27 protein-coding genes and 1 pseudogene are annotated in these 25,457 nt (G+C 73.4%); 11 read left to right on the forward strand and 17 right to left on the reverse strand.

What is annotated here, in order from left to right; translation table 11 throughout:
• The 3 genes and pseudogenes from A8711_RS21890 to A8711_RS21900 all read right to left on the reverse strand — a co-directional run.
• Window positions 1-1,330, reverse strand: a pseudogene (locus A8711_RS21890) (hypothetical protein); the annotation flags it as partial.
• Complete coding sequence (locus A8711_RS21895; RefSeq protein ID WP_069088780.1) at window positions 1,323-3,116, reverse strand: HSP90 family protein; 1,794 nt, start codon at window positions 3,114-3,116, stop codon at window positions 1,323-1,325. The pseudogene A8711_RS21890 and the gene A8711_RS21895, both read right to left, overlap by 8 nt.
• Before the next feature lie 163 nt (window positions 3,117-3,279).
• Entirely contained in the window at window positions 3,280-4,419 is a 1,140-nt protein-coding gene (locus A8711_RS21900) for an FAD-dependent monooxygenase (protein ID WP_069088781.1), read from the reverse strand.
• 90 nt (window positions 4,420-4,509) lie between these two features.
• Here A8711_RS21900 and A8711_RS21905 point away from each other — a divergent pair, with 90 nt between their 5' ends.
• Genes A8711_RS21905 through A8711_RS21915 form a run of 3 tightly spaced genes read left to right on the forward strand, consistent with a single transcriptional unit; the run spans window position 4,510 to window position 6,845 of the window.
• Entirely contained in the window at window positions 4,510-5,109 is a 600-nt protein-coding gene (locus A8711_RS21905) for a TetR family transcriptional regulator (protein WP_069088782.1), read from the forward strand.
• 15 nt (window positions 5,110-5,124) lie between these two features.
• The gene (locus A8711_RS21910) at window positions 5,125-5,655 is read left to right on the forward strand and encodes a SigE family RNA polymerase sigma factor (RefSeq protein ID WP_064448007.1); all 531 of its coding nucleotides are present in this window, start codon (window positions 5,125-5,127) and stop codon (window positions 5,653-5,655) included.
• On the forward strand, window positions 5,652-6,845 hold the full coding sequence (locus A8711_RS21915; RefSeq protein WP_069088783.1) for a hypothetical protein: 1,194 nt from the start codon (window positions 5,652-5,654) through the stop codon (window positions 6,843-6,845). Before A8711_RS21910 ends, A8711_RS21915 begins: the two co-directional genes overlap by 4 nt.
• A gap of 55 nt (window positions 6,846-6,900) precedes the next feature.
• On the opposite strand, the gene A8711_RS21920 is transcribed toward A8711_RS21915, so the two are convergent.
• The 4 genes from A8711_RS21920 to A8711_RS21935 all read right to left on the reverse strand — a co-directional run bounded on the left by A8711_RS21920 (window position 6,901) and on the right by A8711_RS21935 (window position 11,367).
• The gene (locus tag A8711_RS21920; protein ID WP_043327642.1) at window positions 6,901-7,803 is read right to left on the reverse strand and encodes a sulfurtransferase; all 903 of its coding nucleotides are present in this window, start codon (window positions 7,801-7,803) and stop codon (window positions 6,901-6,903) included.
• Window positions 7,804-7,892: 89 nt separating this feature from the next.
• Window positions 7,893-9,989 carry a hypothetical protein gene (locus tag A8711_RS21925; RefSeq protein WP_124779038.1) on the reverse strand — a complete coding sequence of 699 codons (2,097 nt, stop codon included), beginning with the start codon at window positions 9,987-9,989 and terminating at the stop codon, window positions 7,893-7,895.
• Window positions 9,990-10,147: 158 nt separating this feature from the next.
• Window positions 10,148-10,594, reverse strand: a complete 447-nt coding sequence (locus tag A8711_RS21930) for a hypothetical protein (RefSeq protein WP_043327643.1) — start codon at window positions 10,592-10,594, stop codon at window positions 10,148-10,150.
• 2 nt (window positions 10,595-10,596) lie between these two features.
• Window positions 10,597-11,367 carry an SGNH/GDSL hydrolase family protein gene (locus A8711_RS21935; protein ID WP_043327644.1) on the reverse strand — a complete coding sequence of 257 codons (771 nt, stop codon included), beginning with the start codon at window positions 11,365-11,367 and terminating at the stop codon, window positions 10,597-10,599.
• A 254-nt stretch (window positions 11,368-11,621) separates the two neighbouring features.
• Here A8711_RS21935 and A8711_RS21940 point away from each other — a divergent pair, with 254 nt between their 5' ends.
• Together A8711_RS21940 and A8711_RS21945 are read left to right on the forward strand one after the other, a co-directional pair.
• Entirely contained in the window at window positions 11,622-13,115 is a 1,494-nt protein-coding gene (locus A8711_RS21940; RefSeq protein WP_069088785.1) for a hypothetical protein, read from the forward strand.
• Between the two features lie 19 nt (window positions 13,116-13,134).
• A complete protein-coding gene (locus tag A8711_RS21945) occupies window positions 13,135-14,538 on the forward strand; it encodes a PQQ-like beta-propeller repeat protein (protein ID WP_069088786.1) in 1,404 nt (467 codons plus the stop codon).
• On the opposite strand, the gene A8711_RS21950 is transcribed toward A8711_RS21945, so the two are convergent.
• The 5 genes from A8711_RS21950 to A8711_RS21970 all read right to left on the reverse strand — a co-directional run bounded on the left by A8711_RS21950 (window position 14,522) and on the right by A8711_RS21970 (window position 17,744).
• Window positions 14,522-15,700 carry a WD40 repeat domain-containing protein gene (locus A8711_RS21950; protein ID WP_064448012.1) on the reverse strand — a complete coding sequence of 393 codons (1,179 nt, stop codon included), beginning with the start codon at window positions 15,698-15,700 and terminating at the stop codon, window positions 14,522-14,524. The genes A8711_RS21945 and A8711_RS21950 overlap by 17 nt on opposite strands.
• A complete protein-coding gene (locus A8711_RS21955) occupies window positions 15,697-16,227 on the reverse strand; it encodes a SigE family RNA polymerase sigma factor (RefSeq protein WP_043327648.1) in 531 nt (176 codons plus the stop codon). Before A8711_RS21955 ends, A8711_RS21950 begins: the two co-directional genes overlap by 4 nt.
• Window positions 16,228-16,342: 115 nt before the next feature.
• The gene (locus A8711_RS21960) at window positions 16,343-16,858 is read right to left on the reverse strand and encodes a putative immunity protein (protein ID WP_043327649.1); all 516 of its coding nucleotides are present in this window, start codon (window positions 16,856-16,858) and stop codon (window positions 16,343-16,345) included.
• The gene (locus tag A8711_RS21965) at window positions 16,855-17,412 is read right to left on the reverse strand and encodes a putative immunity protein (protein WP_069089203.1); all 558 of its coding nucleotides are present in this window, start codon (window positions 17,410-17,412) and stop codon (window positions 16,855-16,857) included. The genes A8711_RS21960 and A8711_RS21965 overlap by 4 nt, the downstream gene beginning before the upstream one ends.
• Window positions 17,409-17,744 (reverse strand): hypothetical protein, encoded by a 336-nt coding sequence (locus A8711_RS21970; protein WP_082931107.1) that lies wholly within the window; start codon window positions 17,742-17,744, stop codon window positions 17,409-17,411. The genes A8711_RS21965 and A8711_RS21970 overlap by 4 nt, the downstream gene beginning before the upstream one ends.
• A gap of 95 nt (window positions 17,745-17,839) precedes the next feature.
• Between A8711_RS21970 and A8711_RS21975 the strand changes: the two genes are divergently transcribed.
• Window positions 17,840-18,643, forward strand: coding sequence for a helix-turn-helix transcriptional regulator (locus A8711_RS21975; RefSeq protein ID WP_064448014.1), 804 nt, complete (start codon window positions 17,840-17,842; stop codon window positions 18,641-18,643).
• Window positions 18,634-18,825: a DUF397 domain-containing protein gene (locus A8711_RS21980; RefSeq protein WP_064448015.1), complete on the forward strand. Its 192-nt coding sequence runs from the start codon at window positions 18,634-18,636 to the stop codon at window positions 18,823-18,825. The genes A8711_RS21975 and A8711_RS21980 overlap by 10 nt, the downstream gene beginning before the upstream one ends.
• Here A8711_RS21980 and A8711_RS21985 read toward each other — a convergent pair.
• Window positions 18,800-19,573 carry a class I SAM-dependent methyltransferase gene (locus A8711_RS21985; protein WP_064448016.1) on the reverse strand — a complete coding sequence of 258 codons (774 nt, stop codon included), beginning with the start codon at window positions 19,571-19,573 and terminating at the stop codon, window positions 18,800-18,802. The genes A8711_RS21980 and A8711_RS21985 overlap by 26 nt on opposite strands.
• Window positions 19,570-19,947, reverse strand: a complete 378-nt coding sequence (locus A8711_RS21990) for a VOC family protein (RefSeq protein ID WP_064448017.1) — start codon at window positions 19,945-19,947, stop codon at window positions 19,570-19,572. The genes A8711_RS21985 and A8711_RS21990 overlap by 4 nt, the downstream gene beginning before the upstream one ends.
• A gap of 173 nt (window positions 19,948-20,120) precedes the next feature.
• Between A8711_RS21990 and A8711_RS21995 the strand changes: the two genes are divergently transcribed.
• From A8711_RS21995 to A8711_RS22010, 4 genes are all read left to right on the forward strand, one after another.
• A complete protein-coding gene (locus A8711_RS21995) occupies window positions 20,121-21,890 on the forward strand; it encodes a proline--tRNA ligase (protein WP_069089204.1) in 1,770 nt (589 codons plus the stop codon).
• Between the two features lie 54 nt (window positions 21,891-21,944).
• Window positions 21,945-22,364: a CBS domain-containing protein gene (locus tag A8711_RS22000; RefSeq protein ID WP_030499538.1), complete on the forward strand. Its 420-nt coding sequence runs from the start codon at window positions 21,945-21,947 to the stop codon at window positions 22,362-22,364.
• Between the two features lie 78 nt (window positions 22,365-22,442).
• Window positions 22,443-22,868: a SufE family protein gene (locus tag A8711_RS22005; protein ID WP_013283255.1), complete on the forward strand. Its 426-nt coding sequence runs from the start codon at window positions 22,443-22,445 to the stop codon at window positions 22,866-22,868.
• Between the two features lie 20 nt (window positions 22,869-22,888).
• Window positions 22,889-23,521: a DsbA family protein gene (locus A8711_RS22010; RefSeq protein ID WP_069089205.1), complete on the forward strand. Its 633-nt coding sequence runs from the start codon at window positions 22,889-22,891 to the stop codon at window positions 23,519-23,521.
• A 36-nt stretch (window positions 23,522-23,557) separates the two neighbouring features.
• On the opposite strand, the gene A8711_RS22015 is transcribed toward A8711_RS22010, so the two are convergent.
• Genes A8711_RS22015 through A8711_RS22025 form a run of 3 tightly spaced genes read right to left on the reverse strand, consistent with a single transcriptional unit; the run spans window position 23,558 to window position 25,179 of the window.
• Window positions 23,558-24,106 carry a YbaK/EbsC family protein gene (locus A8711_RS22015; protein WP_043330797.1) on the reverse strand — a complete coding sequence of 183 codons (549 nt, stop codon included), beginning with the start codon at window positions 24,104-24,106 and terminating at the stop codon, window positions 23,558-23,560.
• 59 nt (window positions 24,107-24,165) lie between these two features.
• On the reverse strand, window positions 24,166-24,363 hold the full coding sequence (locus A8711_RS22020; protein WP_043327658.1) for a hypothetical protein: 198 nt from the start codon (window positions 24,361-24,363) through the stop codon (window positions 24,166-24,168).
• Window positions 24,364-24,399: 36 nt separating this feature from the next.
• Window positions 24,400-25,179 carry an SDR family oxidoreductase gene (locus tag A8711_RS22025; protein WP_069089206.1) on the reverse strand — a complete coding sequence of 260 codons (780 nt, stop codon included), beginning with the start codon at window positions 25,177-25,179 and terminating at the stop codon, window positions 24,400-24,402.
• Between the last annotated feature and the right edge of the window lie 278 nt (window positions 25,180-25,457).

Here is a 25,457-nt window from a genome sequence, read left to right on the forward strand (position 1 = left end):
GCAGCTCCAGCCGCCACGCCCGGGTGGCCGGCGGCAGGTCGGCGTCGCCGTACCGCTCGTCGTACGCGCGCAGTACGGTGCCCAGCCCCTCCCGGCAGTTGGTGCGCCAGCACTCCTCGGCCAGCGCCAGCAGCTCGTCGGCGCCGGCGTCGGCGGGCACGCTGACCGGCGGCTCGGTCGTCGCCCGGTCGTCCGGCGCGGTACGCGGCGCGGGCACCACCGGGCGGCGCACGCTGGCGGAGAGCGGCAGGTGCTCGCCCTCCGGCCCGGCCACCAGCTTCCGGGCGATCAACGCGGACTGGTGCGTGGTGCCGTTACGCGCGTCGAAGCGCCCGGCCAGCCCGGTGGCCGTACCGGCCAGCTCGTCGGCGAGCGCGCCCACCGGCACGTCGGCGGCCGGCCGGTCACCGGAGGCGCGACGGTGCACAGTCAGCTCGGCCGGCACCTGACGCAGCGCCGCCGACGCGGCGGCCGCGAAGTGCATCGCGGCGGCCGGGGTGGGTGCCCGGTCCAGCCAGTCCAGGTGCCGCTCGACCAGCTCCAGCGCGCGGGCCTCGTTGCCGGTCGCGGTGCAGAACTCGATGTGCTCGGCGACGTCCCACAGGTTGGCCAGGTGCCCACGCAGCCGCCGGTACGCCTCCCGGTGCGCGTCCCGCGCGGCGTCGCCCCGGCCGGTCTCGCGGTAGGGCGTGAGCAGCGCGGTGAGGATCCCCTGCGGCTGCTCGCTGCAGGTCAGCCGGCCGGCGAGCACCGGCTCGGCGAGGGCCACCGCCTCCTCGTGCCGGCCCAGCCGGACCAGGTGCGCGACCTGCGTGGTCGGGTCGCAGCCGGCGCAGTCGGAGAGCGTGTCGCGGGGCGTGGTCATCCACTTGCGGTACCACTGCTCCGCCGCGTCCTCATCGCCCACGTGCGCGGCGACCAGGTAGCGGTGCTTGTGGACCGCCTGCAACGAGTGCCCGGCGTCGCGGTAGCGCCGCTCCATGTCGTCGAGCACCGCGTACGTCCGGTCCAGCGGCAGCTCCGGGAACTTCACCATGGCGTTGACCATGTACTTGAAGGCCCAGAGCAGCTGGTGCGTGTAGCCCTGGTGGTAGGGCTGCGGATCCTTGTCGTACTCGGACAGGCACCAGGAGAACGTGACGAACGACTTCGCCGGTTCGCCGCCGTAGACGTACGCGGTGGTGCCGGTGACCCGGGCGGCGAAGGCGAGGTGCCGGTCGTCGCCCGCGTCGGCGCGGCGCAGCAGTTGTTCCAGCGCGGCGATCTGCCCCGGGCCGTACGGCATGGTCTCGATCTCGTGGTGCATGCGCCAGAGGTCGTCGTCAGTCACGGGTCACTCCCGGTACGGCCCGGCCGAGCAGGCCGAGGAAGGAACTGTTCAGCAGCGCGGCGTCGGCCGCCCGGATCGGGTGGTGCCCGAGCAGCAGGGCCTGCCCGTAGAGCGCCTCGACGGCCAGCCCGACCAGCTCCGGGTCGGCGAGCGTGGTCACCCGGCGGACCAGCGGGTTGCGGTGGTTGAGCACGAGTTGCGGGCGGTCCGGCGGGGCGGAGGCGGCGAGCGCGTCGAGCACGCCGCCCCACAGCTCGTCGGCCTTGTCCCGGCTGGCGGCGAGCTGGTCGTGGAACGCGGCCGAGCGGGACACCAGGTAGAGCGCGGGCAGCGAGACCGGGTCGTACGCCCGGATGACGACCTCGCAGCCGAGCCGTTCCAGCGCCCGCTGCGCGCCGGTCAGGAACGGCCGCAGGGCCAGCTCGGTCGCCGGGTCGAGGATCTCGAACCGGGTGGTGAGGTCACTCGGCTCCAGCCGTTCGATGAGCACCGATCGATCCACTGTGGGCAATCGCTCGATCAGCTCGGTGTCGTACGTGTAGCCGCCGTTCACCACCGCCAGGTCCTGCGCGGCGGCCACGGCGGCGAGCTGGCGGAACTCGTCCAGGCCGGCGGCGTACCGGAGCACGCCGTGGCGCTGCCGGAACTCGGCGAGCGTCATCGTGCCCACGTTGGTGTCCATCGGCCACCACTGGTCGACCAGCCGCAGCATCTCGTCGTCGTGCATCGCGAGCGCCTTGACGCCGAGGTGGTGCACCTGGAGGAACTCGCCGAGCCGGCGCGGGTCGTGCTTGGCCAGCCGCACCAGCCAGCCCCGGATCTGGTCGCCGAGCGCCTCCCGGACGGAGGTGAGCAACGCGTCCTCGTAGAGCGCCTCGCGGCTCGCGGTCGGGCGCAGCTCGCTCGCGTCGACCACGCAGTGGGCGAAGAAGGCCCACTCGGGCAGCAGCCCGTCGGCGTGCTCGCTGAGCAGCATCCGCTTGAGGTAGACCCGGTGCCCGGCGCGGGCGGCCGGGTTCACCGCGGCGGGCAGGATGAACGCCACTCCGGTGAGGCCGGCCTCGGGCACCGACAGCGGCACCACGTCGAACGGGACGAACCCGAGCAGCTCCTGCGCGTACCGCTGGAGCCCGGCGCGGTCGACCGGCGCGCCGGGCGTGGTGGGCCACGGCGGCGGCCCGGCGGTGGTCGGCGTGTCGCCGACCCGGACGTCGACCGGCAGCAGGCTGCCGTAGAGGCGGGCCAGCTCGGTGACGGTGGGTACGCCGAGCCACTGGTCGGCGTCGCGCCGGGGCACCAGCGTCACTGTGGTGCCGGGCTCGTCGCGGGCCTGCTCCGGCTCGGCGAGCCGCACCGCGTACCGGCCGTCGGACCAGCCCGTCCAGAGCACCGTGGGCTCGTCGGCGTGCCGGGTGACCACCCGGATCTCGTCGGCGACCAGGAAGCAGGAGAGCAGCCCGATGCCGAACTGGCCGAGGAACTCGTGCCGGGAGAAGCCCAGCTCGTCGCGTTTGGAGCTGCGGCCGATGGTGGCGAGCAGCTCGTGCACCTGCGCCTCGGTCAGGCCGATGCCGGTGTCGTGCACGCGCAGGGTGCCGTCGCCGGTCAGCTCCGGCGGCTCGATGCGTACCCGGGCCGGGGCGTTCGGCTCGGTGGACCGGCGCGCGGTGATCGCGTCGACGGCGTTCTGGAGCAGCTCGCGCACGTAGACGCGCGGGCTGCCGTACAGGTGGTGACTGAGCAGGTCGACCACGCCACGGAGGTCCACCTGGAAGGTGCGGTCCAATCGCGCTCCCGGTTCGGATTTCGGCGCTCACCGTACCGGTCAGCGCCGACAGTGTCCGACCCGTTTCATCCCTCCCCCGCCCGCCCACCTCCTCGCTGATCTTGCACTTTCCGCCCGGTCGAAGGCGCACAAAAAGGACCCGTCGAGGGCCCGAACTGCAAGATCAGCGGGGTGGGGGTTCGAAGCCGGCGAGGCGGGTTGCGATTCGGGCGCGCATCGGGGGGAGGGTGGAGACCGCCTGGAGCAGGAGGTTTCGCAACGGGCGGAGTGGGGGTGGGGCGGCGGCTAGGCGGGTCAGGGTGGCGGCGAAGCCGAGCACCTCCTCGGCGCGGGGGCGGCGGTCGGCCGCGTACCCGTCGAGGGCCCGCGGACCGGCGGCGAGCGCGTCGCCGAGCGCGACCGCGTCGCGCAGGCCGAGATTCATCCCCTGCCCGCCGGCCGGGCTGTGCACGTGCGCCGCGTCCCCGGCGAGCAGCACCGGCCCGGCACGGTAGGTGCTCGCGATCCGGTGGTGGATCCGGAACCGGGACGACCAGTCCATCCCGGTGACCCGGTCCGGCCGGCGCGCCGGACCGCGCTCGTCGAGCAGCGCCTGGAAGTGGTGCGCCTGCGGGTCGCGCGGCGCGTCCGCCACCGCGGCGACCAGCCGCACCGTGCCGTCGGGCAGCGGCGCCCAGACCAGCGGGCCCCGCCGGGACAGGAAGAGGCTCACCTGGTCGCGCGGCAACGCGCTGTCCACCCGGACGTCGGCGAGCAGGAACGACTCCCCGGGGTCGGCCGGGCCGCCGAAGCCGATGCCGGCGAGTTCGCGGACCCGGCTGTGCATCCCGTCCGCGCCGACGATCCAGCGCGCCCGGACCGCGCGGCCGCCGTCGAAGCGCGCGAGAGCGCCGTCGCCGTCGAGGTCCAGGCCGGTCATCTCGTACGGCCGCAGCACGCGCCCGCCGAGCGCGGCGAGCCGGTCGGTGAGCACCGCCTCGGTCTCCGCCTGCGAGATCAGCAGCGCGTACGGGTAGCGCGACGGCAACCGGTCGAAGGGGACGGTGAGCAGCACCCGGTCCCGGTCGCGGACGCTGAACCGGGCCGAGCGCAGCCCTCGGGCGGCCAGCGGCGCGGCGACAGCGATCCGGTCCAGCACTTCGAGGGTGCCGGCGTGCACGACGGCGGCGCGCGACGTGACGGGCGGCTCGGCGAGCCGGTCGACGACGGTCGCGGCAACCCCGTGCCCGGCCAGCGTCACGGCCACCGCCAGGCCGGTCGGCCCGGCGCCCACCACGAGGACGTCGGTGCGTTCGGGCAGCATCGCTCCCACCTCCGGCTCGGTCAACAACTGTTTGCCAACACATGTTGACTTCACAGTAGAGGCGATGTCAACACGTGTTGGCCTACAGTCGTGGACGTGACCGAACCCGCCACCCGAACCCGCCGCTCGGACGCCACCCGGGCGGCCATCCTGCGCGCCGCCCGGGAACGCTTCGCCGCCGACGGCTACGACCGGGCCACCATCCGGGCCATCGCCGCCGACGCCCACATCGACCCGTCGATGGTGATGCGCTACTACGGCAGCAAGGAGGGACTCTTCGCCGCGGCGGCCGAGTTCGACCTGCGCCTGCCCGACCTGGCCGAGGTGCCGCCGGACCGGCTCGGCGAGACACTGACCCGGCACTTCGTACGCCGCTGGGAGGCGGACGGGACACTCGTCGCCCTGCTCCGGGCCGCCGCCACCAACCCCGGCGCGGCCGAACGGATGCGCGGCATCTTCGCCGGCCAGCTCGCCACCGCTGTGGCCCGGTCGAGCGTCGACCCGGCGACCGCCGAGCGGCGGGCCGGTCTGGTGGCCAGCCAGATCCTCGGACTGGCCCTCACCCGGTACGTCGTCCGGCTGCCACCCGTGGTGGACCTCGACCCGGAGGAACTGACCGCCTGGGTCGGCCCGACGATTCAGCGCTACCTGACCCAACCTTTGCCCCCGTCCCGCGCGTCTGGCCGGTGACGGAGGAGGAGCCGGATGGGGCGTGACTCGGACGACGGGCGGGCGGACTACCTCGCCTTCGTCGAGTCGCACCAGCACCGGCTGCTGCGCGCCGCATACCTGATCTGCGGCAACCGGCACCAGGCCGAGGACCTGCTCCAGGACGCGCTGCTCAAGCTGGCGCTGCGCTGGCCGTCGGTGCGCGACGGCGACCCGGCCGCGTACGTGCGCGCCATCCTCTACCGCGACGCCGTGTCCTGGTGGCGACGCCGGCGGCGGGAGTGGCTCAGCGCGTACCCGCCGGAGCGGCCGGACACGGACGGCGACCCCGCGTTGCGGCTCACCGTGCGCGCCGCGCTGGACCGGCTGCCGCCACGCCAGCGGGCCGTCGTGGTGCTGCGCTACTTCGAGGACCTGACCGAGGTCGCCACCGCCGAGGCGCTCGGCGTCACGGTCGGCACCGTCAAGAGCCAGTGCCACGACGCGCTGCGCCGGCTGCGCGACGTGGTGCCCGCCCCCGGCCGGTCCGGCGACGGCCTGGCCGCCGGAAGCGAGGTGAACCCGTGAACGAGACGGAACTGAACCGGCTGCTGACCCGGGCCACCGAGGAGATCCACCCGACCCGGCCGGCCGCCGCCGGATGGGAACGGGCCGGGCGGGTCCGTCGTGCCCGCCGCGCCGCCGGGGCCGCCGCCGTCGCCGTGGTCCTGGTCGGCGGCGGTACGACAGCGCTCCTGCACCGCTCCGGCCCGCCCCCCGCGGCGCCACCCCGCCCGGCGGTGACCTCGGCCCCCAACGCGCCGGTCGTGCAGCGGCCCCCGGACCGGCTCGGCGAGGCGGGCGACCCGCTCGGCCGGCTCGGCGACCGGGTCGGCGCCGACCTCTCCGACCGCCCGGTGAGCCGGGCGCTGGCGCTGTACCAGCCGGTCGACCCGGCCACCGGCGAGGCGGGCACGGTCCGGGTGCTGGGTGACGACGGCATCGTCCGGGAACTCGACGTGGTCACGCTCGCGCCCACCCGCGACGCCGAGGGCAACGAGGCCACTCCGCTCAAGCCGGGCAGCCTGTCGCCGGACGGCCGGACCGCCGCGTTCGCGCAGACCGGCGAGGTGGTGGTGGTCGACCTGACCGACGCCGAGGTGCGTCGCTATCCGCTCGCGGGCTACCTGGAACACGTGGTCTGGGCCGGTGACCGGCTGATCGTCGGGGACAACGACACCGCGTACGAGCTGGACCGGCGCACCGGAGCGGCGCCGAAGCTGACAGTCGACCCGTGGACACTCGTCGTACCCGAGCCGGCCCGGTCCGGCGACCTGCTCACAGTGGGCGGCTGGTCCGGGGACGGCGGCCTGGCCGTACGCCGGTTCCCCGCCTCCGGCGGCGCGCCGGACCGGCGGCCGGTGACCACCGGCGCGCTTCCCCCCGGCTACCGGCTGGACGAGGTGTACGGGCGGGGCTGGCAGCGCGGCGACCGGATCGGCCAGGCCGGATGGACCACCACCGCCAGTGGCGCCGGCACGATGAGCGGGGGCGAGGGCGTGGCGGTGCTGGACGCCCGCACCGGCGCGGTGACGCGCCTGCTCGACCTGGGCCGGGAGGGCCGGGCCAAGGCGTGCTGCGAGGTGTACGGCTGGACCGCCGACGGCGGCCTGCTGTTCCGCTACGACGCCGGGCTGGCCCGCTGGCGGCCGGAGACCGGCGCTGTCGACCTGGTGGCGGCCGACGTCCCCGGGAGCCTGTCGATCGCCGCCCGCTGACGGGTCCGGAACGCGGCCGGTCCCGCCGCGGTGACGGCGGGACCGGCCGGGACGCTCAGCGGGTCAGGCCGCCGGGCTGGTCGCCCTTCACGACGGGAGCCCGGACCAGGTTGCCCCACTCGGTCCACGAACCGTCGTAGTTGCGCACCTGCGGGAAGCCGAGCAGGTGGTGCAGCACGAACCAGGTGTGGCTGGACCGCTCGCCGATCCGGCAGTACGCCACCACGTCGTCGGACGGGCTCAGACCGAGCTGGTCGGCGTAGATGGCGCGCAGCTCGTCGGCGGACTTGAACGTGCCGTCGTCGTTCGCGGCGGACTTCCACGGCTTGCTCACCGCGCCCGGGATGTGCCCGCCGCGCAGCGCGCCCTCCTGCGGGTAGTCCGGCATGTGCAGCATCTCGCCGGTGTACTCGCCCGGCGACCGCACGTCCACCAGCGGCCGACCGGCCGCCACGTGCGCCATGACCTGCTCCCGGTACGCGCGGATCGGCGCGTCGTTGCGCTCCGGCACCGGGTACGAGGCGCGGGGCCGGCTCACCTTGTCCCGGGTCAGCTCCCGCCCCTCGGCGATCCACTTCTGCCGGCCGCCGTCGAGCAGCCGTACGTCCGGGTGACCGAAGAGGGTGAAGACCCAGAGGGCGTACGCGGCCCACCAGTTGAAGTTGTCGCCGTAGAAGACGACCGTGTCGTCCCGCCCGATGCCCTTGGCCGCGCACAGCTCGGCGAAGCTCGCGGCGTCCAGGTAGTCGCGGGTGACCTGGTCGTTGAGTTCGGTGTGCCAGTCGACCTTGACGGCGCCGGGGATGTGGCCGGTGTCGTAGAGGAGCACGTCCTCGTCGGACTCGACCACCACGAGCCCCTCGTCGCCCAGGTGCTCGGCCAGCCATTCGGTGGTGACCAGGCGCTGCGGGTCGGCGTACGACTGGAGATCAGGATGCGGATCGCTCGGCACAGGCATGATCCCCAAGGTACGCCGGATCGCGGGCCACGGATGTGACACCGGCCCCACCGCCTCGGAAAGGTGGTGGGGCCGGCGCGGTCAGGTGCTCAGCCCTCGGCCACCAGGAACGTCCAGACCTGCTCGGGCGAGCGGGTGCCGTCCGCGGTGACCCCGACGACAGTGAGCGTGTGCGTCCCGCCCTCGGTGGGCGTCCAGCTCACCGTCGCCCGGCTGCCGGTCTCGACACGCTGCTCGACGCCGTCGTCGAACCGGTAGAGGAAGGCCACCGTCGTGGTGAGTTGCGACGTGAACCGGAACTCGCCCGGCTGGCCCGGACCGCCCATGGGCACGTCCGTCCGGTACGGGTCGGCGGTGACGGCGGGGCGCAGGTCCCGCACCCGGAAGGACAAGGTCGCCGGCTCCGACACGGTGCCGTCCCCGCTCACGCTGCGCACGACCAGGTTGACCACGCCCGCCTCGGTCGGCGCCCAGGTGACAGACGCGGTGCCGTCGGCCTGCGCGGCCACCACCTGCTGTTCCTCGCCGGTGAACTGGTAGCGGTAGCTGACCGTGCCGGGCAGGCGGGGGGTGAAGGTGAAGACGCCCGGAATGCCCTGCCCACCGCTGGGGATGGGCAGGTAGACGGTGGCCGAGACCTTCGGCGCGGTCGGCAGGCTGAACTGCCGGCTGCTGGTGGCCTCCACACCGTCGGCCGTGACGCTGGTGACGGTGAGGGTGCGGGAGCCGCCCCGGGTCGCGGTGACGGTGATCGCGGCGGAGCCGTCCGCCGCCGCGTCCACCGTCTGCTCGGGGTCGCCGTCGAGGGCGTAGCGGTAGCGCACCACGCCGTCCATCTGCGGACGCAGCTGGAACGTGGCAGGCACCCCGATCTCACTCAGCCGTCCCTCCACGACCGGCGACACGTCCGAGGCGCGGAACGTGTACTCGGTGGTCGCCGAGCGGTTGCCGACCGCGTCGAGGCTCCACACCCGCAGGGTGTTCGGGCCGCTGTCCGGGGTGAGCGTGACGGTGGCCGTGCCGCCCGTCCGGTCCGCGTCGATCGTCTTCTCGACGCCGGAGTCCAGCGAGTAGCCGTACCGCACCACGTCGGCGGCGCCGTTGGCGGTGAAGGTGAACTCGCCGGGCAGAGCCGGGTACCACCCGTCGTCGTCGGGGAAGTCGGTCGACGTCACGACGGGCGGCGTGGCCGGCCCCCGGACGTCGAGGCGGAAGTAGCAGACCGGGCTCCACTCGCCGGTGGCCCGGCTGTCCGCCGCCCGCATCTGCCAGGCGTACGTCCGGTCGTGCTCGAACGGCGACGGATAGATGGTGTCGTAGCGGCCGACGGCCCGCTCGCCGTCGCGCGCGTAGTCGGTCTGCTCGATCCGCGCCTCCGGCTGGTCGACCGGCCAGGCCGCGAAGGAGACGGTGAGCTGGTCCGTGCCGCCGCTGTCGGTGCGGTCCCGGTCGTGCACCACTCCGGAGGGGACGGGGTAGCGGATCACCTGGTACGGCTCGGTGGTGGTGCACGCCGTGCCGGTCTCGCTCCGCAGGTCGGTCGGCACGCCGGGGCGGAAGTTGTAGTCGATCGAGATGCCGACCTTGCTGGCGTACTTCCGGGCCAGTGCCGGGTCCCGCTCGGCGTCGGCGGGCAGCCGCAGCGAGAGAGTCAGCGTCGACCGGCCCTCGGCGAGCGCCTGGCGCAGCCCGTCGACCGCGTCGAACTCCACCCGGGGCGCCGGGCAGACGGTCTGGTCGGTGAGCTGGCGGCTGTCGACCAGCCCCAGGTCGGCCGGGGGGTTCCGCCAGCTCGACCGGGCGGTGTAGGCGGCGGTACGCCGCAGCTCGACCACGGGACGGCTGGTGCAGTCGCCGCCTGCCGTCTCCTTCACGTCGAGGACTGCGGACTCGATGTCCGCTCCCCGGTAGCGGGAGATGTCGAACGTGAAGTAGGCGCGCGACGTGTGCGGGCGGCCTTTCCCGTCCTTCCACGTGCCGACCGGCACGTCCCCGGACCGGTCGATGTCGACCGTGGTGGGCGAGTGCGAGTCGGTCCAGGCCCACGAGGTGTTCGTCTCGTAGCGGATGTCGTACGCGGCTGCCGGCGCCGCGGTGGCAGCCACCGTTCCGGCCGCGACCACCATCGACAGCGCGGCGGCGAGCACGCCTCGCCGGGCGGTTCGACGTGGATTTCTGTCAGGCATGAGGGTCATCCCTCATCCACCTTTCCCCGATTTCGCCCCGTACTCGATCGACGGGGGTAGCGGATGCTATCCAGTGGGGCGGACATCGGGCGATCCCGATAAGCGGGCAACCGGACACATCGGACGAACGGCGGTGAAGGTCGAGCCGTGCGGCGGGGTCAGGCGCGGCGGTGCACCAGGCGGCCGGCGACCACTGTGGCCAGGCAGGCGCCGTCCGGGCCGAACACGGCGAGGTCGGCCCGCCCGCCGGTCACCAGTGCTGGCGGCCGCACGCCGGGCAGCACCGCCACGTCGTTGCGGGCCGCGGCAGCCCGCAGCGCCGGGTCGGCCACGTGCTCCTCGACCACCGCGGCGACGCCGAGCCGGAACAGCGCGTGCACCCGCTCGCGCGGCGTGGGCGCCGGGGGCAGCGGACCGTCGTGCACGAGCGCCGGCCCGAGCGTGCCGGCCCACCGCCGCACCCGCATCCCGGGGTACGCGCCGGGAAGCTCGTCCGTCGGCACGATCGCCTCGACCCGGTCACCGGCGACCACGACGGCCAGCCCGGCTCGGGGCGGGTCGTCGGCTGTCAGCCGCAGCAGGTCGGCGGCGTGGACGGTACGCACACTCAGTCGCGCTCGACCGGCCCGAGCACCGGCCGCTTGGCGGTGACGAAGTCGCCGGAGGACCGCCCGGTCAGCCGGCGCCTGATCCACGGCGCCAGGTGCTTGCCGGCCCAGCGCAGGTCGGCGGCGCGCGCGGCGAGCCACGGGCTGGGCGCCGGGTGCGGCGGGACCAGCAGCCACTCCTCGTCGCAGCCGACGCCGAGCGCGGTGAGCACCTGGGCGGCGACCCGGCGGTGGCCCGCCGCCGACAGGTGAATCCGGTCGGTGCTCCAGAGCAGCGGGTTGAGGTAGGTGTCGTCGGAGTACAGGTCGACCAGGATCGCGCCGTGCCGCTCGGCCACCTCGCCGACCACCCGGTTGAGCAGCGTCACGCGCGGGGCCATCAGCCGCTGGCCGGGCAGCCGGGACATCACGTCGGCGAACCGGAACAGCACCACGTCGCTGCCGCCGGAGCGCAGCCGCTGCACGACCGAGTCGAAGCGGGGGACGAACGCGTCCGGGTCGAAGGTGCGGCGCAGCACGTCGTTGCCGCCGGCCGCGAAGCTGATCAGGTCGGGCTTCATGGCCAGCGCGGACGGCACCTGCTCGGCCACCACGTTCGGGAACAGCCGGCCCCGGATGGCCAGGTTGGCGTAGCCGAAGTCGGGCCCGGCCTCGACGGCGAGACGGGTGGCGACCAGATCGGCCCAGCCCCGGTAGCTGCCGTCCGGATACGCGTCGTCCATGCCTTCGGTGAAGCTGTCGCCCACCGCCACGTAGCTGCGCCAGCGCACGGTGCCTCCCTCAGACGTCCCGGCAGAAGTGCGTCGCACAGTCTGTCACCGCGCGGGCCGCTCCCGCTGGCCCTGGACGCCGGACGTGGCGGATGTCTCGACGTCCTGTTCACGACAACCACCACCGGGGACAAAAGCCCCGACCCGTCCAGGCGGGGCAGAATCCGTCGTCCGGACCGGGGATGATGGCTGCCGTCATCCGGCCGCGCGAAACCGTCCGGCCGGTCCCGCATCCGGCACGAGCGAGGAACCACATGACGCAGGGGCACCCACCGGCGGCAGGTTGGCCACCGCCCGGCAACGCCGACCCCCGGTACGGCGGACCGCCGCCGCCCGCGCAGCCGGTGCCGTGGGGTACGCCGCCCCCGCCGCCGAAGTCCCGCCGTGGGCTCTGGATCGGGCTCGCGGCGGGCGCGCTCGCGCTGGCGGTCTGCGCCGGCACGGCGGTCGGCGTCGGGCTGGGCCTGCGCGGCGACGACGAGGACGGCTCCGCGCCGAAGGCGGCAGCCGGCGCGAACGGTGTCACCGTCACCGACGCCGAGCTGACCGCCCTGCTCGACCGGCACAGCAAGGCGCTGGCGGCGAAGGACCTGGACGGCTACCTGGCCGCGTTCGACCCGGCCCGCAAGGAACTGATCGCCGGGCAGACCCAGCTGTTCCGTAACCTGGGCAAACTGCCGCTGTCGGTGGCCCGCTACGAGACGATCGAGAAGCAGGGCCGCGTCAGCGACGCCTTCGGGCAGGGCGTCACGTTCCAGCTCGACGTCTCCTTCGTGCACCAGTTGGACGGCTTCGACCTGGCGCCGGTCGCCGAGTGGTACCGCTGGACGATCGTCCGCGCCGGCAAGGACGCGCCGATCCAGGTCACCGCCGTCACCGGCGCGCCGGCCGGCGGCAACGGCGACTCGAAAACCGTCTACTACCCCGGGCCGTGGGACAAGTGGCGGGACATCCATGTCGAGCGGACCCCGTACGCCCTGATCATCACCGATGCGGCCCGGGCGGCCGTGGCGAGGCGGTACGCCCCGGCCGTCGACAAGGCGGTGACGAGCAACCTGGCCGTGTGGCGGGCCAACGCGCCGCCCGAGCCGGTGTCGGACAAGTTCGTCGTCACGCTCGCCGCCGGCAAGGACGAGATGACCTCGCTCTACCGGATCGGCACCGAGAAGGCCACCGAGGCGGGCTACTCGGTGGGCATGGTCGCGGCCGAGCGCAAGGACGGCAGGAACACGATCGGCGGCACCCGCATCGTGGTGGACACCGGAGATCGTTACTTCACCCGCTCCGGCGGCGACAACGACGCCCACATGGTGTTGCGGCACGAGATCGCGCACTCGCTGATGACGCCCCGCACCGACCCGGCCGCCGTGGACGAGTTCAGCAAGCTCGACGAGTGGGTGGTCGAGGGGTTCGCCGAGTACATCGCCTTCCACGGCCGCCCGCTGGCCGCCAGCGAGCGCACCGCGCCCGCCCTGCAACTGGTCCGCGACGGCGGGAACGGCTGGAACGGCACGCTGCCCAGCAACGCCGACTGGCAGAAGAGCGGCCTGCTGACCTTCCACTACTGGCTCGGGCACACCGCGATGACGCACCTCGCCGAGAAGCACGGTGAGCCGAAGCTGTTCCGCTTCGTCGAGGCCGTCTACGCCGGCGCCCCGACCGACCGCGCCGCCCGGGACGTGCTCGGCGTGTCGCTCGACGAGTTCCAGGCCGGCTGGGCCGACTACGTCCGCGAACTGGCGGGCTGACGGAAACGGGAGACGACCGATGACGTATCAGCACCAGCAGTACCCGCCGCCCGCGTACCCACCGGTGGACCGGCCGGGTCCGGGCGGTGCGCCGCCGGCGGCGCCGAAGCGGCGCGGGCGCGTCGCGTTGCTGGTGGCCGGTGGGCTGGTGGCCGTGCTCGCGGTCGCGGCCGGCACCGCCTACGGCGTGTCCCGGCTGGTCGGCGGCGGTGACGACGGCGGGAGGAAGCTGCGTGCCGCGTGGGTGCTCGACTTCCCGGAGCTGCAGCGCAACGGCCTGAAGACGTACGACGGGCAGGACATGTTCGGCGCCTGGCTGGCCGGTGACGCGGTGGTCCGGGCGCAGCCGGACGGGATCATCGCCTACCGGCTCGGCGACGGCGGCCAGGCGTGGGGCGTGCCCGCGCCGCAGGGGGCCTCGCTGTGCGCGGCCGCGCAGACCCTCGCCGACGGGCGGGGTGTGGTGGCGCTCGGCACGGCCGACTCGTGCGACACGCTCGTCGGGTTCGACGCGGCCGCCGGCACGCAGGCGTGGCGGGTGACGTTCCCTGTGGAACGCCGGACGGGCCGGTCCGAGACCGTCGCGCCCGACCTGTCGGTGGCCGCCGGGCAGGTGGTCGTCCGCAGCGGCGGGAACGTCCTCGGCTACTCGCTGGCCGACGGCAGGCGGCTGTGGCAGACCGACGCCGACCGGCTGCTGCCCGGCCGCGACTGCCGCCTGACCGACGCGCAGGCCGCCGGGGACCAGGCCGTCGTCACCACGCTCTGCGACGGCGACCGGGGCGCGCTGCTCGGCCTGGACCCGGCCACCGGCAAGCCGCGCTGGAAGCAGGACCTGCCCGCCGCGCAGCAGAGCGACGGGGTGCTCAGCGTCGACCCGCTGGTCAGCCGGCCCGGCCTGAACACCGAGACGTTCGTCGCGCGCGACGCCACCGGCAAGGAGCGGGCCGCGTTCGGCAATCCCGTCGACGGTACGCGGTTCAGCGACCTGCCGGTCAACCGTTCCAACACGGTGAGCGGGCCGGCGGTCCGGCCGTACCTGGCCGACGCGGACACGCTCTACCTGCCGACCGAGCCCTCTCCGGTGGGCGACAAGATGCGCCAGGCCAACCAGGTGGTGGCGATCGACCTGGCCACCGGGAAGCGGCGCTGGGTGTCGGCCGGGCACACCGACAGCGAGGTGGAACTCGTCCGCCTCGACGGGCAGGGCGTGCTGGCGTGGGAGGTGGGCGACCGGCGGGATCTCGCCCCACGGCTGGTCCGGATCGACCCCGCCACCGGGACGGTGAGCGTGGTGGCCGAGGCGCCGCTGTCGGCCGGCACCGAGGGCAGCGACGCGAAGGTGCTGGAGCGCGACGGCACAGTGGTGCTGGTGCCGTGGAAGCAGGTCACGGCGGACGCGGCGATCACGGTCCTGCGGTGATGATCTGCATGTCCCGCAGCGCCGAGGGCTCCGCCCGCTCCGTGATCTTCTTGCCGTTCGCATCCACCAGGACCACCGTGTAGCGGTCACCGCTGCGCACCCGGACCACCATCGACCCGTCCGGCTGGAAGAAGACCTGCCGCAGTTGACGTCCCTCCAGCGGCAGCGACACCTCCGCGCCGGTCCGGGTGTCGAGCACGGCGTTGACCAGTAGCTCCCGTGCCGCGTCCCCGTACGTGCCGTTCCGGTCGATCCGCAGGAGCGCGACCCGCCGGCCGTCCGGGGAGAGACTGGACAGGTCGAAGGAGACGTACCGGCTGCCCTTGGTGCCCAGGCCCGGCACCGTCCGGCGCGCCCTGCCGTTCCGGTCGGTGAGGACGATCGTGCCGTCGGAGCCGTCGGCGAACGCCAGCGTCCCGTCCGCCGCGAACACGGCGTGACAGCCGTCGAGGCCGGTCACCCTGGTGAACTTCCCGGAGGAGACGTCGAGCACGCCGGTGGCCGGGTCGTCGCCGCCAGCGTTCAGACGCACGACGAGCTGTTGCGAGTTCGGCAGCCAGACGGGTGACCAGCAGACGTCGTCGACGCCGTCCCGGAGCTTGCGCCGCCCCGAGCCGTCGATGGCCGACACCCACACCGCACCGGTCGTCTCGACCCAGGCGACCCTCTGTCCGTCGGGTGACACCGAGACGTTTACCTGCGCCGGCCCGTACGGGAGACCGAGCAGGCGGACCGGGTCGTCGCCCGGACGCCAGGACTGAAGCCGGACGGTGCTCGTCGGGGACGGGGCGTTCGCCAGGTCGGACGGGCCGTAGACGAGCCGCCCGAAGGTCGCGTCACCGTTCGGCCCCCCGCCTGTGGTTTCGCTGGGACTGGTCGACGGCGTGCTCGACGGCTCGGCGGACGGGGTCGGGGTGGGCTCGACCGGCGGGGCGGTGACTGTGACCGACGGCCCGGCCGGCACGGGCGTCTGGCTGTTCGGCCGGATCGCCAGTGCCGTTCCGGTCGCGGCGGCCAGCACCACCAGCACGGCGGCAGAAGTGGCGGCCGCCCGCTGGAGGCCGAGCCGCCGCGAGGTACGCAGTGCCCGGTCCCGCAGGTCGACCGGGGTGACCTCCTCGGCCAGATCGGCCAGGTCGAAACGCAGTCGGTCCTGGTTCATCGGGCGGTTCCTTCCGTGACGTACAGCTCGGCGAGCTCCGGTGCCACGCTGCGCAGCTTCGCCAGCGCCTTCGAGGTCTGGCTCTTGACGGTGCCGACTGTCACACCGAGCAGGTCGGCGGCCTCGGTCTCGGTGCGGTCCTCGAAGAACCGCAGAACCAGCACGGCCCGCTGTTTGGGAGAGAGCCGGGCCAGCGCGGCCCGGAGGGTCAGCCGGAGCGTGGTCTGCTGGGCGTGGTCGGGGGCCGAGTCGCCTCCGCGCGGCTCGGGCACGTCGCCCGGCATCGACTCGGCCACCCGGCGGCGCCGCCACCAGGAGACCTGCAGGTGGTACATGACCTTCCGGGTGTACGCCTCCGCGTTGCCGGTCTCGTGCAACCGATTCCAGGCACGGTGCGTACGAGCCAGCGCGGACTGGACGAGGTCCTCGGCCAGATGCTGGTCGCCGGTCAGCAGGTAGGCGGAGCGCAGCAGCGCGGGCGTACGAGTTCGGACGAACAGGTCGAACTCAGTCAGGAGAAGATCCACACGAGCCGGTCCTTGGGGTCAAGTGGTGCATCGGCGTGACGCCTTCCGAGACGCCACCCGGCCACGCCATGGTTGCCACCTCCGGTGGCACTTTCCCGACAGGCTCCGGCCGGTGTCAGCAGTCGAAGACCGACCAGCAGATGTCGTTGCGCAGCCGCTGGTCGTCCAGGACCAGCTCGCGGATCTCGGCCGGGAGCTGATCGCGCTGCCACCGGCACTCGTCGCGCCCGGCCGCCTCGCCGAGACCGGCGGGCGCCGCCGCGCGTACCGCCTTGATCGCGTACGCGGCGGCGCCGAGTTCGTGCGCGGCCACGTGGGCCACGACGGCGGCCTGTCCGGCGGCGTACGCGGCGTTGCGTGCCGCCCCGCGCAGGTCCCGGGCCGCGCCCATGGCGTGCCCGCCCGCCGCACGCGCCTCCATCATCCTGACCTCGCCCCGCACCCAGGCGCGGGCGTACGCGATCGCCTCACGCGGGCGGCTGTCGTCCGGCCGGACCGCCTCGAACAGGCCGAGGACGTGCTCCGCGCAGGTGGCGGCCCAGAGCGCCAGCAGATGGTGGTGCTCGTCGGTGAGCGTGCCGCCCCGGCGGATCGTGGTGAACCGGGGATCGCGGACCTTCGGCAGGATCACGACGCGGCCTCCGGCCCGGCGGCGCCCTGGCGCAGGTCGTGGTCGAGTGCGCTCATCAGCCGGGCGACCCGGCTGCCGCCGCCGGTCACCGGCGGATAGCGGCGGAGCACGTCGACCAGCACGGGGGTGGCGAGCTGCCGGTACCGGTCCAGCGCTGCCACGCCGACGATCTCGTCACCGCCGGCCTCCAGTTCGGCGACGCGCGCGGCGTTGGCGGCGGCCCGCAGAATGTGGCCGACCTGGGTGGCCTTCGCGATCGGGTGCAGGTACGCGGCCGCGGCGGCGTCACCGGCCGCCCGGGCGGCCAGGCGCGCGGACTCGGTGGGCGCGGACCGGGCGGCCCGGTGCGCGTCGAGGGACGTGACCCGCTGGAGTTTCGTCCGGGCGGCGCCGAGCGCGAACGTCCACGCCGCGTCGACAGCCGCACGGGGACGCGGATCGCCGGGAACCGCCCGCTCGTAGACCGGGAGGACGTCCTCCGCGTGCCGGACCGCGTACCGCGCCACCTCGCGCAACTCGTCCATCGTCAGGTCGAAGTCCCCGGGCGCAGTCATGTCGCGGGCATCGTATCGGTGATGCCGCGCCGGTACGGGCCCCAGCCGACGAACCGCTCGAACAGCTCGCGCGGGGTCGGCCCGTCCTGCGGGTTGAGGCGGAACAGGTCGTGGGTGGCCTCGTGGTAGAGCCCGGACAGGTAGACGGCCAGGTCGACGGGGTGGTCCGCGTACTCGACCTTGAGCAGTAGGCGCGCCTGCGCACAGGGCCACGGCGCGCCGCAGGCGCGGCACAGCCAGAGCGGCCGGATCGGCAGGTGGGCCGGGTGGTCCGGCGGGTAGGGGCGGGGCCGATCGGGGTACGGCCCGAGCCGCGGTACGGGAAGGTTCATGCGTGACAGTCTGCTGATCGCGCCACTACGCTCGGAAGTCCTCGCTGCCGGTCCGGGGAGAGGCCGGGAGACCGGCCGCAATCTGAGGAGGGCGTGTGGAGAACGAGCCGACCGCCGAGCTGATCCGCGCGCAACTGCGGCGGCTGCGGGTGCGGGCCGAACTGAGCCAGGAGGAGTTCGGGAGGCTCGTGCACTTCTCCGGCTCCCAGGTGTCGGCGGTCGAGCTGGGCCACCGACCGCTCGACAGGTTCTTCCTCGCCCGGGCCGACGAGGTGCTGGGCACCGGCGGACTGTTGATGTCGCTGCTCAAGCTCGCCGAGCGCGACGGCCAGCCGAGCTGGTTCCGCCCCTGGCTCGAAGCCGAACGCCAAGCGCAGCAGTTGCGCTGTTACCAGCCGAGCCTCATCCCTGGCCTGTTGCAGACCGAGAACTATGCCCGGGCGATGATCCGCACTGACGACATGCTCGCCGAGCAGGAAGCCGAACGGCGACTCGCGGTCCGGCTCGACCGGCAGACGGTGCTGGCGGGCACCGATCCCCCCAAGTTCGTCGCGGTGGTCGAGGAGACCGTGCTGCGCCGCGCCGACGAGAGCTTTCGCGGACTGATGAGTCAGCAGGTGACGCACCTGATCGAGGCGAGCAGCCACCCACACATCGCGGTGCACGTCATTCCGGCCGACATCGGACTGCACATCGGACTGACCGGACCGTTCACTCTCGCCCGGGGCGGTGACGGGGGTTGGATCGGCTATCTGGAGAACCAGCTCGGCGGAACAGTGATCGACAAAGATGAAGACGTGGCTATCCTGCTGTCCAGATGGGAGAGCGTCCGCAGTGAGGCGCTGTCCCGCCGGCAGTCGATCGAGCTGATGAAGGAAGTGGTCGAGTCATGGAGCTGATCGGCGCGCTCTGGCGCAAGTCAACCCGCAGCGGGCAGAGCGAGTGTGTCGAGGTGGCGGACAACCTGGCCGCTGTGGTCGGGGTGCGGGACAGCAAGGACCCGGCCGGGCCGGTGCTCACCTTCACACCCGACGCCTGGCGGGCCTTCGTCCGGCTCAGCGGGAGCCGCGCGTCGCGCTGATCAGCACCGTGTGCTTGCGTACCCGGAAGGCGCCCTCGGCGTCGATACGGGCCTCGATCGCGGCGCGCGCGGCCGACTCCTCCGCCACGGTGAGCGGCCCGATCATGCTGACGATGTAGGCCAGGATCGGCTCCGCGGCGGGCACCACAAGCTCGTCCGGGTAGCGCTCAACTGTCACGTCGGTGAAGTGGGCGGCGACACGGGCCGGTGTCGCCTCGGCGGTGACGTCGTTCCGGTGGTGGAACCGGACGGCCAGGTCGGGGCACCCGATCACCGGGCCGAGCGTGTTCAGCTCGGCCATGTGGTCGCGGCCGTTCACGGCGACAGCCAGCCGGCCGCCGGGGCGCAGCACCCGGGCGAACTCGCGCAGCGCGGCATCCGGGTCGTCCAGGTGGTAGAGCATGCTGTTGGCTATCACCGCGTCGACCGTGCCGGCGCGGAACGGCAGGTACGTGGCGTCGCACCGCAGCACCCGAGCGCCGGGCACCTCGCGCAGCCGCGCGCACATGGCGGGCGAGAAATCGGTGAGCGTGAGCCGGCGCCGAGGGCCGATCCGGTGCCACAGCTCGCCCGTGCCGGCCCCGACCTCCAGCACGTCCCGGGCCAGTGGAAGCCGCTCGCCCAGCCAGGCGAACCAGCTCTGCGGATTGGTGCCGTATGCGTGCAGCGCGATGCGAGCGGTCAGGTTGCCGGTCGTCGTCGCGTACTGGCTGGTCGCCCGCGCCGACGCGGTGGCGTCGCCCGTCATGAGAGGTAGAAGCAGAACGGGTGACCATCCGGGTCGAGGAGCACCCGGACGTCGTCCTGCGGCTGGAAGTCGGGCAGCGTCGCACCCACGGACACCGCGTACGCCACGGCTGCCTCCAGGTCGTCGACCTTGATGTCCAGGTGGACAGACATCTGCTGGTCGCCGGGACCGGCCGGCCACACCGGCCGCACGTAGGCCGGCTCGTCCTGGAACGCCAGCCAGTGACCGCCCTCCGGCGGCGCGAGGAGGACCCAGTCGGATTCCTTCTCGCGCCGGATCCAGCCGAGCAGCCGCTCGTAGAACGCGGCCAGGTCCTCTGCGGACGGCGCGTCCAGCACCGTTGTCGTCAGCTTCATCAGCGGTCGCTCAGCCATGCCGCATTCCTACCCGGCACCCGCGACATTTACCGGCCCGTCCGCACCATCTCGGCGGGGTGGCGGCATCCGACTGGTGTCGATACCGCCACCTCGCCGAGCCGGCGACGATCGGTCCGCGCGGACGCCGAAAGGGGTCGCCCGGCCCTCCGCTCGCGCCATAAGCTGCGGCAATGCTGCTGCGCATGTCGACCCTGCTGCTCCGGACCCTGCGTGAGGACCCGGCCGACGCGGAAGTGCCGAGCCACCGGCTGCTGCTGCGCGCCGGATACGTCCGCCGGGCCGCGCCGGGCGGCTACACCTGGCTGCCGCTGGGCAAGCTCGTGCTGGACCGGATCACCGCGATCGTGCGGGGCGAGATGACCGCGATCGGCGACCAGGAGGTGCACTTCCCGGCGCTGCTCCCGGCCGAGCCCTACCGGACCAGCGGGCGGTGGACCGAATACGGGGACGACATCTTCACGCTCGCCGACCGCAAGGGCGCCGACCATCTGCTCGCGCCGACCCACGAGGAGCTGGCCGCGCTGCTGGTGAAGGACCTGTTCACCTCGTACCGGGACTTCCCGGTGACGCTGTTCCAGATCCAGACGAAGTTCCGCGACGAGGCCCGTCCCCGCGCCGGTCTGCTGCGCGGGCGCGAGTTCCTGATGAAGGACGCCTACTCGTTCGACCTGGACGACGCGGGGCTCCAGGCCGCGTACGACAGGCACCGGGCCGCCTACGAGCGCGTCTTCACCCGGCTCGGGCTGGACTTCACCACTGTCCACGCGATGTCCGGCGCGATGGGTGGGTCCGCGTCGGAGGAGTTCCTGGCCGCCACGCCGGTCGGTGAGGACACGTTCGTCGGCTGCACCGCCTGCGACTACGCGGCGAACACCGAGGCGGTGGTGACCCGCGCCCCGGCCGCCGGTGACCCGGACGCGCACCCGCCCGCCGAGACGCACGACACCCCGGAGACGCCCACCATCGCGGCGCTGGTCGAGCTGGCCGAGGCCCGCAAGCTGGGCGGGCGCACCGGCTGGACCGCCGCCGACACGTTGAAGAACGTGGTCCTCACCGTCCGCAGGCCCGGTGCCGAGCAGGCCGAACCGCTGGTCATCGGCCTGCCCGGCGACCGCGAGGTGGACCTGAAGCGGGTCGAGGCGGTGCTGGCCCCCGCCACGGTGGCGGTCTTCGAGGACTGGGACGCCCACCCGGAGCTGGTCCGCGGCTACATCGGGCCGCAGATCCTGGCCAAGCACGGCATCCGCTACCTGGTCGATCCCCGCGTGGTGCCCGGCACCGCCTGGCTGACCGGCGCGAACGAGCCGGGCCGGCACGCCACCGACGTGGTCTGCGGGCGCGACTTCGTACCGGACGGCACGATCGAGGCGGCCGAGGTGCGGCCCGGCGACCCCTGCCCGGCCTGCGACGCCGGTGAGCTGACCATCCGGCGGGGCATCGAGGTCGGGCACATCTTCCAGCTCGGACGCCGGTACACCGACGCGTTCGCGGTCGACGTGCTCGGCCCGGAGGGCAAGCCGGTCCGGCCCACGATGGGCTGCTACGGCATCGGCGTGTCCCGGGCGGTCGCCGCAGTGGCCGAGCAGCACCACGACGACCGGGGGCTGGTCTGGCCCGCGGCTGTCGCGCCGTGCGACGTACACCTGGTCGCCGCCGGGAAGGGGCCGCAACTCGACGCGGCGCTCGACCTCGGCGGGCGCCTCGCCGCCGCCGGCCTGCGGGTGCTGGTCGACGACCGCACGCACGTGTCCGCCGGGGTGAAGTTCACCGACGCCGAGCTGATCGGCATTCCGCGCGCCGTCGTGGTCGGCCGCCGTCTCGCCGACGGGTACGTGGAACTACGTGACCGGGCCAGCGGTGAACGGGCCGAGGTGCCGGTGGAGGACATCGTGGAGCGTCTGCGCGACGAGGTGGGCGCGACGCGCCACGACGGGGTGTAGCGAACGCGGTACCGGGTACCGCATACGGATCGACCGAGGTGTTCGGAGGCTCTCATGTACCGCGTCAGTGACGTGATGACCAGGCAGGTGATCTACCTCCCGGCGGAGACCCCGCTGGACGAGGCGGCCCGGGTGATGAAGGAGTCGGACATCGGCGACGTGGTGGTGACCGACGGCGCCACGCTCGCCGGCATGCTGACCGACCGCGACATCGTGGTGCGGGCGGTGGCCGAACGCGCCGACCCGGGCACCACCACGATCGGCTCGATCATCACCCGTGAGGTGGTCATGATCGAGCAGCACTGCACGGCGAACGAGGCGGCGGCGCTGATGCGCGAGCGCAACATCCGGCGCGTGCTGGTCTGCGACAGCGACCGCAAGCTCGTCGGCATCGTCTCCCTCGGTGACCTCGCCATGCAGCTCGACCCCCAGTCGGCGCTCAGCGACATCAGCGAGGCCGCGCCGAACGCGTGAGAGCGGGCCCGCTCGCGTGACGCGGGGCACCGCCACCGCCGTCGCATGACGGCGCGCGGCGGCGGATAGCCTCGACCCATGCCCGAGATGCCGACGAAGCTGGCCGAGATCGTGGACGAGTTCGCCGCCGCACCGCGCGACGTCGTGCTGGAGATGCTGCTGGAGTTCGCCGACGTGATCCCGCCTCTGCCCGAGGGTGTGAACCGGGAGGAGCTGGAGCAGGTCCCCGAGTGCCAGACCGCGTTCTTCCTGCGCGCCGAGGTGAACGCGGACAAGACGGTCAGCACCGTCTTCGACTGCCCGCCGGAGGCGCCCACCACCCGGGCGTTCGCCGGCATCCTCGCCGAAGGGTTGGCCGGGGCGAGCGCCGAGGAGGTGCTGGCCGTGCCGGACGATCTCTACCAGCGGATGGGCCTGGCGCAGGCGATCAGCCCGCTGCGCGTACGCGGCGGCACCGCCATCCTGGCCCGGCTCAAGCGCCAGGTCCGGGAACAGATCTCCTGACCGGCGGGTTGTCGCTGGTCATGGACATCGAGATCTACGCCGACGTGGTCTGCCCCTGGTGCTGGATCGGCAAGCGCCGACTGGAACAGGCACTGGAGTCGTACGACGGCGAGGTGAACGTCCGGTTCCGGCCGTTCCAGCTCGACCCGACGCCGGTCACCGAGCCGAAGCCGCTGCTGGAGGCGCTCGGCGACAAGTTCGGCGGACGGGACAAGGCCGAGGGCATGGCCGCGCACGTCACCGGCGTCGCCGCGGGCGCGGGCCTGGACCTGCGGTTCGACCGGGCAGTGGCGGCGAACACGTTCGACGCGCACCGGCTGGTGCGTTTCGCCGCCGAGCGCGACCGTTCCGCCGAGATGGTCGAGCGGCTCTACCGGGCGCACTTCCATGACGGCATCGACGTCGGATCGATCGACGCGCTGGTCACGCTGGCCGGCGAGGCCGGTCTGGACAAGACCGAGGCGCGGGAGTACCTGGAGTCGAACCTGGGCCGCCGGGAGGTCGCCGCCGACCTGAGCGCCGCGCACCAGCTCGGCGTCTCCAGCGTGCCGACGTTCGTGCTGGCCGGAAAGTACGCGGTCACCGGCGCGCAGGAGCCGGAGACGCTGCTCGCCGCGTTGCGCGAGGTTGCGCAGCGCGAAGCGGCGGCCTGATGTTTCACGTGGAACAAGATCGATGCGAATGAGGACCTAGGCCGGCCTGGCCAGGTCCTCCACCACCCTCGCCCCGGGCAGCGCGCCGAGCGCCGGCCCGGGCAGGGCGATCTTGCTGTGCCGTACGCCTGATCCGATGATCACGTGCGGGGTGGCGATCACCCGGGAGTCGACGAGGACCGGCCAGTCCGCCGGCAGCCCGATGGGCGTGATGCCGCCGTACTCCATTCCACTCAACTCGACCGCCTCGGCCATCGGCGCGAAGCTCGCCTTGCGCACGTCGAGCAGCTTGCGGACCACGCCGTTGACGTCGGCGCGGGTGGTGGCGAGCACGACGCAGGCCGCGTACCGGGTCTCGCCGCCGCGCTTACCGGCGACCACCACGCAGTTGGCCGATTCCTCCAGCCCCACCTGGTACGCCTCGCAGAACGCGGCGGTGTCGGCCAGGTCGGCGTCGATCGGGGCGACGAGTACGTCGTCCACGTCCACCGGGGCCTCGGCCGGCCACTCCTGCAGCGCCGCGGCGACCGGCGGGGCCAGCAGGTCGAGCCGCGCCCGGGCCGGCTCCGTCTTCAGCGTCCCCATCATGTCGCGATCCTCGCACCCGCTTCGCGGATCGCCCCTCCGGGCCCCGGCTCCGCCCCTCAGTTGGGATTGCTGAGGAACGCGTTCTCCTGCGCGAAGTCCCGGTTCTCGGCGGTGGTGAGCTGCCGGCGGCGCAGCACCTCGGGACGGTTCGCCTCGGCGTCCTCGATGCCGTGCCGGACGCCGACCCGGATCACGCCGTAGAGGAAGACGAAACCGAAGACGTAGAGAAGCACTGTGGCGACGAAGACCAGCATGCGGTCACGGTAGGCCGGTGCGGACCCGACCGGTTCTCATCTTCCGCCGGTTCCCCCGTACGTGTCCACGAGGTAGTCGGCCCAGGTCCGGGTGCCGGTCGGCGTGGCCGTCGTGGTGAGTCCGCCCCCGCGCAACTCCCGCCCGAGGCGGCCGGGAATCCGGACCGGCAGCAGCGGACGGCGTACCCGGCGGGCCGCGAGCCAGGTGCGGGCCGCCTCGTCGAAGCGCAGCACCTGCGGCCCGGCGAAGTCCTCGACCCGGTGCGACGGTCCGGCGAGCAGCAGCACCGCGAGCCGGTCCGCCACGTCGGCCGGGTCGACCGGCTGGGCGAGTACGGCCCGGTCCCCGATCACCGGGCCGAGGCGGCTCGCGCCTTTCAGCAGGTCCGCCAGGAACTCGGGGAACTGGGTGGCGCGCAGCACGCTCCACGGCACCGACCCGGCGGCCACCACCTCTTCGGCCGCGAGCTTGTGCCGGTAGTAGGGGATCGGCACCCGGTCGACGCCGACGATCGAGACGTACACCAGGTGGCGGACCCCGGCGTGGCCGGCGGCCATGGTCAGCCGGCGGGTGCCGAGCACGTCGATCTCGTGGGTACGCCGTTGCGGCGACGAGGCCAGGTGCAGCACCGCGTCCACCCCGGCGACCGCCTCCGCCAGCCCGGCGCCGGTGGCCAGGTCGGTGCTCACCCACTCCACCCCGTCTCCGGTACGGGGCCGACGGCTGGTCGCCCGGAGCGTGAAGCCCTCGTCCCGCAGCCGGGGCACCACCACCCGCCCGAGCCGTCCGGTCGCCCCGGTCACCAGCACCCGCATCGCCACTCCTCCCAGCCACGCCCTGCCCACTCGGTCCGCATTCAGGACGGCAGCCCGGCCGGGATCGTGACCGCTCGCCAGGCCGTCGGCCCGAAGTCGCGCTTGCCGGGCTGCTCCATCACAGTGTGTGAGCCCGGCGCAGGCGACTACGACTGTTGAGCGATATACCTGAGAGTCATAATCATGGGTCTTGTGACGTGTCTGTGGGTGGTTGGGCGCGTCGTTGATGGCGCACGCCGTTGTCCTGCCTAGGTTCTGGCTTGTCGAAGGTCAGAACT

This window comes from Micromonospora sp. II, assembly GCF_001709195.1.
Lineage (GTDB): Bacteria > Actinomycetota > Actinomycetes > Mycobacteriales > Micromonosporaceae > Micromonospora > Micromonospora chalcea.